We start from the raw sequence: 12036 nt of genomic DNA, 5'->3' as shown, positions 1-12036 counted from the left end.
ATGACATTGAAATGGTGTACTGTAAGCTAAATAAGGTGAAATTTTAATCAGTGGGGGTTTTGTTCATTCCCACTGATTATCAGCCCTCACCAATTTAGCTTTTACGGGCAGCAGGGCCCCCACCTAACTTCTTTGTTTCCGCTGAATTTTGAGGTGGGGATCTTACTGCCCGGCAAATAGCGAGATAAATTAATAATAGAAATTTATTTATTACTTTCATGTTAGCGTCATAAAACACCTGTTATAATGATTGTAATTAAATTCTTGGAGGCTAATTCTATGCTTGTAGATGTAAAAGCTTTTATTAAAGCTGCAGGTTTAACATGTATTTCATCATTAAGTGGAGATAACACGTTTGCTTATAATTTTGAAACAGTAAAAAACACTATCGCTACATTTTTTAAGAAGCTAAGATTTACCGTTTAATTTCATTTCAACCAGTAGGAAAAGAGTAATCACTTCCTACTGGTTTTTTTGTTTCAAGGAGCTGTTGTGACAGCATGTTTTAAGTTATAGATAGAGGATATTATCATTGAGAAGAGAAGGTTTAAAGAAGGAGATGAATACGATGATTAACAATATAATTCCAAGTTTTTTAAAATTATGGGAAAGTGACGATTTAGAATTAGAAGTCCTTAATTAATACTATACTTCGCATCCGGTTGATTATCGAAATGAATAAAATACAATAGGGGGTAAAAATGATGAAGGTATATTTGAAAATAGTTATGTTATTTCTTGCTTTTACATGCACATTTGCATTAGCAGCATGTAAAGGGACAGACGAAAAAAAGGAAGCAAATCCAGCCTCGGAAAATCATAAAAATGAACAAAGCAATTCTTCAGAAGAAAAGAAAAATCTTGAAGCAAAACCAAGTAATGAAAAAACAACAAAACCATCAGCTGAGCAAGATTTGAAAGATAGAACACTTAATCAAAAATCAATTAACCACGTTAAAGATTTGTTTGAACTAGCAAAAGAAGGAAAGGTACCTAATGTGCCATTTGGAGCCCATACAGGGGATATTGAAGAAATTGAAAAAGCGTGGGGGAAAGCAAATAAAACCGAATATGCAGGGAATGGAATGTACGCAACTTTTACAAATAAAAATGTTGTTTTCGGATTTAATAAAGGGTCACAAGTTTTTGATGTACGCTCATATCATGCAGAACTAAAATTGATTACATTACAAGAAATTGAAAAAGCATTAGGAAAACCATCTTCAGTTAAAGAGAATGGTGAAGATAAAATATATGTATACAAAGTAAATAACCAGTATGAATTGAAATTTGTCATTCCAAAAACGACTGGTAAGGTCGATCATATTTCCGTATTTTCGCCAGAGGATAGTATTAATAAAATGGCAGGATAAGAAATTAAGTGATTTCAAAAACACCTCACTTTCTTGAAGTGAGGTGTTTTTAGTTGTAAACAAGGAACGTCTCCTGTCATATAAAACATACTTTCATATGCGAAATACTTCACTTTTATTTTTTAGCATTTATCCAATAAGAAATGCTGATCTACTGAAAAAGTAGTAACCTATAAATTATGTGTAGGATGGTTCGCGATTTTTTTACGTTCCAAACTTTGAACAAATAGCGCTTGAACAATACCTCCAACTAATAAGAAGCTAGCACAAATATAAAACAGCATACTTCCATTTAACTTACTTAATATAACTGCACCAATAACTGGTCCACACGTTCGAGATATATCCCAGTGTATACCGTAAATTGAAAAATATAAACCACGTTTATCATGAGGTGCAATTTCTGAAACGAATCGTAATAAATGGTTTAGAGCAATACTTTCTCCAATGACTAAAAAGAGTAAGGTGAAGAACAACGAGAATATCGTCGTTGAATAACTAAAGCCAACCGCAGCTATTGTATAGCAGGCGTAAGAAATAAGGATGATTTTCGTCATAGAAAATCGTTCAGACCATTTTACGAGGAAGATTTGTAGAATGATTTCCAAAATGGCTTTGCATGTTGAAATAAATGCGAGTATGAATACGAGATTAGGAAATACATGTTCTGCAAAAATACGATAATTCGTCTCAGTTTGTGCATAAAAAAAGCTAATAGGAAGTGTAGAAACCATAAGACCGAATATGGCATAATGTTTAAAAATAAATTGCTTTGGTGAACTTGTCTCAACTGTTTGTTTCGACTTACTCATAGGTGGAACGGTTTCTGGGAGCTGGGTCCAAACAACAACGGCATATATCGTAAGGGTTACACTTTGCACGATAAATAAATATTCTGGGTGAGTATTATAAAAACTTGCACCGATTAAAGGGCCGACTACGGATCCAATTGCTCCCATCGTTTGTAGGAGAGCAAAAATTTCTGCTTGCTGCTCTTGTTTTGTTAAATCAGCAATTTGTGCACGTTGAGCTGGAATATATAAGGAACGGCCAATACCATTAATGACATATAACAGTGCAAATATAAAAACGGATTGAGCGAAAACGAAACTACCGATTGCAACACCTTGTAGTAATAATCCGAGTAACATAATCTTTTTTCGGCCATATTTATCAGTAATTCCTCCAGCAATAAGTGTAAATAAAATGTCTGAAAGTGGCTGTAATCCGAAAATTAGCATAGTTATTATTACATTGCCGTTTAACATTTTATTGACGTAAATAATCATAATGAGAGCTAACATAGATTCAGTCGTTCGGGTTAATAATTCACCACACAATCTAATAAAAATAGGTTTATTGTAACGAAGTAAGAGATAATTCAATATTAATTCCTCCTTTCTATATTGAAATGATAAGATGAAAGGAGAGTTGGAAAAAGGGTAGAAACTATAGGGAGGATTTTTCACCTTTTAGGGGGAGTATGATGTTTATTTTAGATCAATACATTGAACTATGGATTGCTTATGGAAAAGGAAAAAAAGAGGGAGAACGATTGGAAGTAACAGTGCAAAATATATCTGGTACATTATTTTGTACAGAGCGCAATAGTAAATTAATTATAAAAAAATTAGATGAGTTAAATTGGATTAAGTGGTTTCCAGGTCGCGGCAGAGGAAATCGGTCTAAGTTAATATTTCAAAAGCACCCGATATCTTTAATTTTAGATAGAGGAAAAGAAATAACGAAAAAAGGGGATGTGAAAAGCGGAAGTATATTTGTGGAACGCTATAGCTCACATTTTCCATCGGTAAAGGGAGAATATCATTCCTGGGTGGATTCAATATTTGGTCATAAGGTTGAAATGACATCTGAAGGGAGAAGAGATGTACTCCGGTTGCAAGTACAAATGAATTTAGATATCACATTAGATCCTGTATACGCTACAATGCGCTCAGAATGCCATATGGTAAAACATATATTCGACACACTCGTGTATGTAGACGGTAATACAAACATTATAGAGCCAAGACTTGCATTTCACTGGGAATATAATGACGCTGAAAAAATATGGACGTTTTACTTACGAAAAGGAGTTCACTTTCATAATGGAAAACAACTTACTGCACATGATGTTATATACTCGTTGAATCGATTTATGAAGCTGGAAAATAATGCACACGCATGGATGTTACAACACGTTGAAAATATCCGTTCAGTGGATGACTACGTTTTCGAAATTCAATTACATACGGAAAATCGAATGTTTTTACATATGCTAAGTGCAGAACAGTGTTCTATCGTGAATGAAGATGAAGCAGGAGGGTTAATTGGAACAGGGCCTTTTCAATTATATAAAAGTAATGAAAATCTGTTCATTTTAGAAGGACATCCTTTATATTTTCGTGAAAGACCTTTTTTAGATCGTATTGAGTTGTGGAATGTAGAACCAGGTGTAAGTACATACGATGTTTTAGTAAAGGCGCAGTATAAAGATAAAGAAAAACATAATAAAGAATTGTCTCGGCTTGAGTCGAACGTGACATATATAACATGTAATCTTACGAAAGAAGGACCAATGCAAGATGCGTTATTTCGGAAAGCGTTATATAACATCATTCATGGTTATACAATCGTTCAAGAACTCGGCGGAGAACGTGGAGAAGTGGCAAAGAAACTAATATTAGCAAATGAAAGCATAGTAGATATTGACGAAGATATCGAAAGTTTAATTAAAAGGAGTACTTATCATAGTGAAGTGCTACAACTCTACACATTTACAGGACGAGATCATGTTGAAGATGCACAATGGATACAAAAAGAGTGTGCGAAGTACGGGATTCGTGTAGAAAATAATTTTCTTGGGATAGAAGAGCTATTGGAAGTAAGTACGATACAAAAGGCCGATATGATGCATGATAGTGCCACAATAAGTGAACGAATAGAAGATAGTTTATTATATATGTTTCTTACAAAAAATAGTTTTATTCATGGACAAAGCAGCATGGACTTTCATGAAAAGTTGTCTCCTTATTTTAGACAAGAAGAATTAGAGAAAAGAGTTACACTGTTACGCGATATCGAGGATACTTTGTTACGTCAAATTCATATTATTCCTTTATATCGTAATAAACAAGAGGTAAGTACACATGAAAAAGTTCAAAATATAATGATTAATTCGCAAGGTTGGATTGATTTTTATAATATTTGGTTTAAATCTTGATATATAAGGGCTTTTGCACATTTTCATAAGATGTGTAAGAGCCTTTTTGTATGTGAGAATAGGTTTGTTTTACACATTGTTACGCTACTTGTGATAAAAGTCTATTTACAGCGTAACAGTGTTATGTTACATTGTTATCAGGAAGGAGTGTTATACAGTTGAGTACAGATTTAATTTCAAAAAAAGATTTATTAGAACTAACTGGTATTTCATACGGACAGTTATATAGGTGGAAAAGAAAAAATTTAATTCCGGAAGATTGGTTTGTACGAAAATCAACGTTTACAGGTCAAGAGACATTTTTTCCGAAAGAAAAGATATTAGAGCGTATCGATAAAATCCAAACGATGAAAGAGGATTTATCACTTGATGAACTAGCTAACATGTTTTCACCGAGTGTGAGAGAAATTCTTTTAACAAAGGAAGACATTTTATGCAAGGGGATTGCATCAGAACCAGTTTTACAATTTTTCATAGAACAAACGAATAAAACAGCAGAGTTTCAATTTGTAGACATTCTTTATGTGTACATGTTAGAAGAATTACTACAATCAGGAGAGATTAGTTTAGAAGAAGGAAAAATGGTCTTGCAAGTTTTACGTGAAAATTATGAAGCAATGAAACATAAAACTTGTGACTTAATCATCGTCCGAAAGTTAGGGATTTCTACATGTTTATTAGTTTCAAACGTGGACGATTTAATTTTTGAAAAAGGCACCAAAATCGTTTTACGCGAAGCGATTATGAAATATACCGAAGCATTAAAAACTAAATTGTTGTAGTGGAGGAGAAAGTATGCGTACAGATAATTTGATTATAAATGGTTACGGTTCATCGAATGGCGGCGAGTTTCATAAAGTGCAATTAAACGGAAAAGGAACTGTGAATGGAAATGTTGAATGTGAGCAATTTGAATGTAACGGTTACGGTGCAGTTACTGGTGATTTGAAAAGTAGCAGTGCACGAATTAGCGGATCTGGTAAAGTTGATGGTACAGTTCATGCTGAAACGATGCGAATTGATGGAAAAGCAACAATTACGCAAAATGTAAAAGCAAACAGTTTGAAAATTGCAGGAAAAGGTACGATAGGTGGAAATGTCACTGGTGAAGAATTTAAAGTCAATGGTCAAGCTACAATTGACGGTAATTGTGAAGTGGATACTTTTTCTTCAGAAGGACAATTTACAATCGGTGGTTTATTAAGCGCAGATGAAATTAATATAAATATTCACGGTACATGTCGAGCGAAAGAAATTGGTGGTCAAACGATTAAAGTAAGACATAGATCAGGTACATTTAGTAGGTTATTTAAAACAGTGTTTGGCTTGCAGTTAGAAGCTGAACTATTAGAAGGTGACAATATCGATATTGATTATGCTCACATAAGAACGGTAAGAGGAAACAATGTTACAGTAGGAGCAAACTGTGAGATTGAACTGATTGAATATACCGGTGTTCTTACTGTTGATAAAAATGCAAATGTAAAAGAAATTAAGCAGGTTTAACGGAAGGGAGAAATCAGTATGGAACATCCACATAGTCTCACAGTAAATGGTTCTGGTAATTCAGCAGGCGGAGATTATAATAAAGTGAAGATTCGCGGTGAAGGAACAATTACGAATGATATGAGTTGCAATGAGTTTAAAACGTACGGAACGAGTGATGTACACGGTAATGTGAAAGTGAAAAACTATGTCGTGTATGGAGATAACGAAGTACAAGGAAATGTAGATGCGGAATATGTAAAAGTATATGGTAATACACAAATTCATGGTGATGCTCATATTGAAAAAACAAAAGTTAGAGGTATGATAGATATTGAAGGAAAGTTTTCAGGTGATTTCGTAGATGTAAAAGGTGCTTTAAATGTAAAGGGAGATATTGAAGTAGAAGATTTATCATTAACTGGTGGTCTTGAAAGTGATGGATTACTTAATGCTGAAAATATTCAAATCTCACTTCGTTATGAAGGCAGTAAGGTAAGAGAAATTGGTGGTAAAAAGATTACTGTTCGTAAAAAAGCGAGATTTATTCCTTTTACTAGTCATGCTGGAAACCTCCAAACTTCGATTGTTGAAGGAGATGATATCTATTTAGAACATACGATTGCTGAAGTTGTAAGAGGCAACAACGTCACAATTGGTCCTGGATGTGAAATTAGTGTTGTAGAATATCATACTAGTTTTAATCAAAAAGGTAATGCAGTCGTAAAAGAACATAAACAAATATAAGTAGTATGAGGGAGAGCAAGAGATATGGTTGAGAAGAATAATAAGCTCGGCTTTGTTGTGGCGGGCTTATTGCTAGGTATTTTAATGGCATCGATGGATAATACCATTGTCGTAACGGCGATGGGAACAATCGTTGGTGACTTAGGAGGCCTCGAAAACTTTGTATGGGTCGTTTCTGCCTATATGGTCGCAGAAATGGCAGGCATGCCGATTTTCGGTAAGCTATCAGATATGTATGGTAGAAAGAGATTCTTTATTTTCGGTTTAATTGTCTTTATGATTGGTTCGGCACTTTGTGGTACTGCTGAAAATATTACACAGTTAGGTATTTATCGTGCCATTCAAGGTATTGGCGGCGGGGCATTAGTGCCAATCGCGTTTACTATCGTTTTTGATATTTTCCCACCTGAAAAACGCGGGAAAATGGGTGGTTTATTCGGAGCGGTATTTGGATTATCTAGTATTTTCGGGCCATTACTTGGCGCATATATTACCGATTACATTAGCTGGCACTGGGTATTTTATATTAACTTACCACTTGGCATTTTAGCACTTATTTTTATTACATTCTTTTATAAAGAATCACGCGTTCATAGAAAGCAAAAAATTGATTGGTTTGGCGCAATTACTTTAGTTGGTGCAGTAATTTGTTTAATGTTTGCTTTAGAACTAGGTGGACAAAAATATGATTGGGATTCTAGCTTTATTTTAAGCTTATTTGGTGGATTCGCCATTTTAATCATCGCATTCATTTTTATTGAACGAAAAGTAGAAGAACCAATTATTTCATTTGAGATGTTTAAGCAGCGCTTATTCGGAATGAGTACAATTATTGCTTTATGTTACGGTGCTGCATTTATGTCAGCAACTGTGTACATTCCGTTATTTATTCAAGGTGTATACGGTGGTACCGCAACAAACTCAGGATTATTACTTTTACCGATGATGTTAGGATCAGTCGTAACAGCGCAGTTAGGCGGATTTTTAACAACTAAACTTAGCTACCGAAACATTATGATTATTTCTGCGGTTATTATGCTAATTGGACTATTCTTATTAAGCACGTTAACACCAGAAACAAGTCGTGCATTATTAACAGTTTATATGATTATTATCGGATTTGGAGTCGGTTTCTCATTCTCTGTACTAAGTATGGCAGCTATTCACAACTTCGGTATGGAACAGCGCGGGTCTGCGACTTCAACGAGTAACTTCATTCGTTCATTAGGTATGACACTAGGCATTACAATCTTCGGAATGATCCAAAGAACAGGTTTCCAAGATCAATTAGAAGAAGCATTTAAAGGGATGAGCGGGGGAATGAATACAAACGCTTTAGGGGATTCAAGAGCTATTCTATCAGAATCGGCAAGATCTCAAATCCCTCCGCAAATATTAGATAAGATTATTGACGCTCTTTCTAGTTCAATTGTTCAAACATTCATGTGGGCATTGGTACCAGCTGGATTAGCATTCATATTCATTTTCTTTATGGGAAATGAGCGCATGGTAATTAAGAAACAACAAACGAATAAAAAGAGTGAAACATCAAAAGCGTAATGAAAAAGCTCCTTTCTAATTGGAAAGGAGCTTTTTCGTATGTACGGATTTAGATTAGCCTTCGATAATTTCGTATTCTTCGTCTGCTAATAGTAAAATTTGTGTTTTCTTACCTTTGTTTTGAACTTCGATTACATCGTAAGCACCTAAGTCTCTTACTTTGCTTTGAGAAGCGTTAACCATAACTTCAATAGAATCAATTAAGATATCTTCTTCAATGTATGATTCAGGCAATGCCATATCTTCAGTATCTAATACACATGCGTATAGATTTTGTAAGTTTTCAGCAGTTGGGTTTTGTTCCTCAACATCAATGATGTTTTTTACTGCTTCCATATTTTCCTCTTTTGCTTGGTATACTTTAATTTTAGCCATTGTTTTAATCTCCTTTATAACGTAATCGTAGAGGCTACACCTTATTATAACGTTTTTTTCATGAAAGATGAAATTGTTATATGTATTTATAGTAAAAATTATGTGTCCTTACTCAAAAATGGTGTGATTTCCATATAAATGTACGATTAGGTAACGATATTGCTACGTTAACGTTATATTGTCCAAGCTTTTCTTATTTTCTTCTCATATATATGTAGTAGCAATTCTATATAGAGAAGGGATGGGGTGTAAGTGGGGTGTGAACCGAAACGTGATTGTGGGTGTTGCCAAAATAGTATATGTGAGTTTTTACAGAGTCTAGAACCGTATACAAAAGTTGAAAGTATCATAATAGCAGGAAACGAAATTGCTGTATCTTATTTTCTTTCATTTAATAAGAAAACAGGTATCGTATCATTCGTACAAGAAGACAATGAGGTTATATTTGTCGATTGTTCAAAGATTGATGCAATTCGAATAGGGAAAGTATGTAGCTGCAAAACAAAAGTTAAATATATTGAAGAGGACTTTAGCTTGCTAGGAAATGTTTGCCCGCATTGTTTAACAGAGGGGAGTACAATCTTTTTCGATTTTAACAATCCTGAATTAAATGTGTCTTTCCAAGCAACAACAATTAATCCACCTAGATGTACTGAATTTACAGATGATCTCGGGAATGTAGTAAAGCAAATTACTATAGTAGGTGAGGCGAGAGTTTCTAGAGATTTTGTTCAAGTACCTGAACTGGTAGGTTTTCGATTATTTTTATCACATCCAGCTGGAGACCCTTTAAACTACGGATTATTATTTATTAATTTTCCTGATACGATTTTTATTTTTATATTGGCATCAAGCGGATACCTTTCCATTTCGAACTGTTTAAAAATAGAGGGCGGAACTGGTGATGCCGAAATAGAAGAGATGAAAAAAATGATAGAGGATGACGTTAACACGTACAAATCATTTGTTAAATTGACTAAAGTATATAAGAACGGTGAGACGGAATCTTTTATTTATAAAAATGAGTTATAACACATGTATTTAAATGCACCCTCAAACTATTGTTGAGGGTTGTTACATAATTAATTATGTTGGTCCTTCAAACCGTTTGTTAACGGGTAATAAATATATTTATTGTTGACTTATTTTATATGTTGATCATTTCATAGTTAGTAGATGTTATAATCATTTTATGTTTACTGATATTTTATAAATATTCGAAGTTTTAATTTAATAGTCAATTTCTTTTATGATGAACAGGTGGGTATGTATATGAATACGAATTATGGAGCGCTCATGAAAATGTTAAGAGTAGTTGATTCTAAAGAAGGCGGGAATGTAAATGATATATGAAGCGAATATACATACAAGAAAAAAACTAGTTTCTATGTTTGAGGATTTCAATAACGTTGTTTTACTTTCTTATTTACAAGGGCATATGGGTACTGCTTGGGTAAATGATCTTGAAAATCCAAAAGTAGCACAAGTTACGGTAGGGATTTTTACATTTTACGCTGGAGACCCAAATACGAAAGAAACAGAAGAGTTATTACGTAATATTCCAGAAAGAATTTTAGTTATCGTAAATAGTGAAGAGTGGAAACAACGCTTAGAAACATTCCATGAAAGAAAAATAGATAAGTTTTTACGTTATAAATTCAAACGAAATCCAGAAGTTTTTAATCGTTCAAAATTAAAATCTTTTATATCAGCACTTCCAAAAGAATATGAGTTAAGAAGAATAGACGAGCATATCGCAAATAGCCCTACATTACATAAGATATCTGAAGATTTCACAAGTCAATTTCATTCGGTAGAAGATTATATAAACCGTGGTATAGGTTATAGCATTTTATATAACGGAGAAGTTGTATGCGGTGCATCCTCGTATAGTATTTATAATGATGGGATTGAAATTGAAGTTGCGACTGATCACAATCATAGAAGAGAGGGCTTGGCAACTGTAGTAAGTGCAGCTCTTATATTGGATTGCTTAGAAAATGGAAAGTATCCAAACTGGGACGCAGCGAATACTACATCTGCTAAACTAGCAGAAAAGTTAGGATATGAATTTGATAAGGCATATGATACTTATTTTGTGGATAATAGATGAGTGAAGGAGTTACATACTAAAAAATAAATGCGCCCTAGTACGTAAGTCTAGGGCGCATTTATTAGTTGGTAAATATCTTCATAACAATCATATCATATTTTATCTTTTGAATGTTTGGAATTAAAGATATTTATGTGACTTTTTGAAAAAATAAAAGAGCAGCTAGCAAAAGCCAACTGCTCCTCTCTCAGGGGGAATGGAGAAATACAATCATATTATCTATAGTATTGACGGAACATAGAGTTTTAATCAAAGCCCGATTGGTGAGGGGTTTGATTAAAACTCCCACTGATTAAAGTTTCACTTTATTACATTTACAATTTAAATAGTAGAACGTGTTTATCGTAGTTCTCCAAACACCAATTATATTTTTTTAGAATAATTGGATGGACTGCTTCTGTCGTAGTATCGACTTCAGTATATCCATATTTCTTATAAAAGTTTTCTAATTCCTCAAAAGGAAGACAATATACATTTTGTATTTGTGATTTTTTCGCAGTTTCTACTAAAAATGAAACAAGCTCACCAGCTAATTGAAGCCCTCTAAAGTGAGGCAGAATAAAAATCCCGCCCATTTCTAAAGTATCTTCATCTATTTGGACTAATCGGCCAACACCTGCATACTCGTTGTTATATGTAATAATTGCAACTTTATCTCTCTTTAAATCACTTCGTACAAATCCTATTGAGTCATATTGACTATTAATCCATTTTAAATCGTTAGATGTGGCCAATTGAATACTCATATATATCCTCCTTCGGAATACTAGCGCTCTCTTCATTATATAGAACATAAGATACTATATCAAAGGAACCTTGAGGTAGCCCATTTGTTTAAGTTATTAGTTAAAAGTGTGGGGTTGCTGGCATTGAAATGATGGCTTCACCAAACATAGGATAATAATCTTGTGAATTTAGTGTTACATAGTCAAAATAAAAATTAGTTCATGCGTTCGGTAATGCACGATGGTTTAAGTGTAGAGAAGATCATAGGGGTATTTTAATTAGTAGCTACTGTATTCATTGAAGTTATTAAGGAAATGTCGTAATCCCTAGCCTTAGTGATACAAATCATATTATGGTTTAGTAAAAAAACTCTTCCTGAAAAAGAGGGGGATTAAAGATAAGAGCACTTCGAAAAGTGCCCTTCAGTAAACGAC

At 33.8% G+C, this 12036-nt stretch carries 12 protein-coding genes; 9 read left to right on the top strand and 3 right to left on the bottom strand.

What is annotated here, in order from left to right; all coding sequences use genetic code 11:
* Window positions 1–279: 279 nt before the first annotated feature.
* Together V7S45_RS14145 and V7S45_RS14140 are read left to right on the top strand one after the other, a co-directional pair.
* Window positions 280–426: a hypothetical protein gene (locus V7S45_RS14145; protein WP_000959548.1), complete on the top strand. Its 147-nt coding sequence runs from the start codon at window positions 280–282 to the stop codon at window positions 424–426.
* A gap of 275 nt (window positions 427–701) precedes the next feature.
* The gene (locus V7S45_RS14140) at window positions 702–1373 is read left to right on the top strand and encodes a YjgB family protein (protein ID WP_025688793.1); all 672 of its coding nucleotides are present in this window, start codon (window positions 702–704) and stop codon (window positions 1371–1373) included.
* Between the two features lie 170 nt (window positions 1374–1543).
* Here the strand turns inward: V7S45_RS14140 and V7S45_RS14135 are convergent, their stop codons facing one another.
* Window positions 1544–2758: an MFS transporter gene (locus V7S45_RS14135; protein WP_086404896.1), complete on the bottom strand. Its 1215-nt coding sequence runs from the start codon at window positions 2756–2758 to the stop codon at window positions 1544–1546.
* Window positions 2759–2859: 101 nt separating this feature from the next.
* Between V7S45_RS14135 and V7S45_RS14130 the strand changes: the two genes are divergently transcribed.
* From V7S45_RS14130 to V7S45_RS14110, 5 genes are all read left to right on the top strand, one after another.
* Window positions 2860–4596: an ABC transporter substrate-binding protein gene (locus V7S45_RS14130; RefSeq protein ID WP_342761414.1), complete on the top strand. Its 1737-nt coding sequence runs from the start codon at window positions 2860–2862 to the stop codon at window positions 4594–4596.
* A 158-nt stretch (window positions 4597–4754) separates the two neighbouring features.
* Window positions 4755–5378, top strand: a complete 624-nt coding sequence (locus V7S45_RS14125; RefSeq protein WP_000102241.1) for a YhbD family protein — start codon at window positions 4755–4757, stop codon at window positions 5376–5378.
* Window positions 5379–5391: 13 nt separating this feature from the next.
* Complete coding sequence (locus tag V7S45_RS14120; protein WP_001258384.1) at window positions 5392–6102, top strand: polymer-forming cytoskeletal protein; 711 nt, start codon at window positions 5392–5394, stop codon at window positions 6100–6102.
* An 18-nt stretch (window positions 6103–6120) separates the two neighbouring features.
* Entirely contained in the window at window positions 6121–6828 is a 708-nt protein-coding gene (locus V7S45_RS14115; RefSeq protein ID WP_000400903.1) for a polymer-forming cytoskeletal protein, read from the top strand.
* Between the two features lie 24 nt (window positions 6829–6852).
* On the top strand, window positions 6853–8388 hold the full coding sequence (locus V7S45_RS14110; RefSeq protein ID WP_000229612.1) for an MDR family MFS transporter: 1536 nt from the start codon (window positions 6853–6855) through the stop codon (window positions 8386–8388).
* 54 nt (window positions 8389–8442) lie between these two features.
* Here V7S45_RS14110 and V7S45_RS14105 read toward each other — a convergent pair whose 3' ends face one another.
* The gene (locus tag V7S45_RS14105; RefSeq protein WP_001062733.1) at window positions 8443–8763 is read right to left on the bottom strand and encodes a hypothetical protein; all 321 of its coding nucleotides are present in this window, start codon (window positions 8761–8763) and stop codon (window positions 8443–8445) included.
* Window positions 8764–9015: 252 nt separating this feature from the next.
* Between V7S45_RS14105 and V7S45_RS14100 the strand changes: the two genes are divergently transcribed.
* Together V7S45_RS14100 and V7S45_RS14095 are read left to right on the top strand one after the other, a co-directional pair.
* A complete protein-coding gene (locus V7S45_RS14100) occupies window positions 9016–9795 on the top strand; it encodes a BC_2878 family exosporium-associated protein (protein WP_342761413.1) in 780 nt (259 codons plus the stop codon).
* A gap of 310 nt (window positions 9796–10105) precedes the next feature.
* On the top strand, window positions 10106–10876 hold the full coding sequence (locus V7S45_RS14095) for a GNAT family N-acetyltransferase (RefSeq protein ID WP_000638727.1): 771 nt from the start codon (window positions 10106–10108) through the stop codon (window positions 10874–10876).
* 314 nt (window positions 10877–11190) lie between these two features.
* Here V7S45_RS14095 and V7S45_RS14090 read toward each other — a convergent pair whose 3' ends face one another.
* Entirely contained in the window at window positions 11191–11622 is a 432-nt protein-coding gene (locus V7S45_RS14090; protein WP_025688782.1) for a GNAT family N-acetyltransferase, read from the bottom strand.
* Between the last annotated feature and the right edge of the window lie 414 nt (window positions 11623–12036).

This window comes from Bacillus sp. BR3(2024) (assembly GCF_039134555.1).
Classification (GTDB): domain Bacteria; phylum Bacillota; class Bacilli; order Bacillales; family Bacillaceae_G; genus Bacillus_A; species Bacillus_A cereus.
The sequence above is the reverse complement of the archived record's forward strand: the minus strand, read 5'-3'. Positions and strand labels throughout refer to the sequence as shown.

Coding starts and splice junctions, on each gene's coding strand:
- V7S45_RS14145 (WP_000959548.1), top strand. CDS start 280: ATGCTTGTAGATGTAAAAGCTTTTATTAAAGCTGCAGGTTTAACATGT.
- V7S45_RS14140 (WP_025688793.1), top strand. CDS start 702: ATGATGAAGGTATATTTGAAAATAGTTATGTTATTTCTTGCTTTTACA.
- V7S45_RS14130 (WP_342761414.1), top strand. CDS start 2,860: ATGTTTATTTTAGATCAATACATTGAACTATGGATTGCTTATGGAAAA.
- V7S45_RS14120 (WP_001258384.1), top strand. CDS start 5,392: ATGCGTACAGATAATTTGATTATAAATGGTTACGGTTCATCGAATGGC.
- V7S45_RS14115 (WP_000400903.1), top strand. CDS start 6,121: ATGGAACATCCACATAGTCTCACAGTAAATGGTTCTGGTAATTCAGCA.
- V7S45_RS14110 (WP_000229612.1), top strand. CDS start 6,853: ATGGTTGAGAAGAATAATAAGCTCGGCTTTGTTGTGGCGGGCTTATTG.
- V7S45_RS14105 (WP_001062733.1), bottom strand. CDS start 8,763: ATGGCTAAAATTAAAGTATACCAAGCAAAAGAGGAAAATATGGAAGCA.
- V7S45_RS14095 (WP_000638727.1), top strand. CDS start 10,106: ATGATATATGAAGCGAATATACATACAAGAAAAAAACTAGTTTCTATG.
- V7S45_RS14090 (WP_025688782.1), bottom strand. CDS start 11,622: ATGAGTATTCAATTGGCCACATCTAACGATTTAAAATGGATTAATAGT.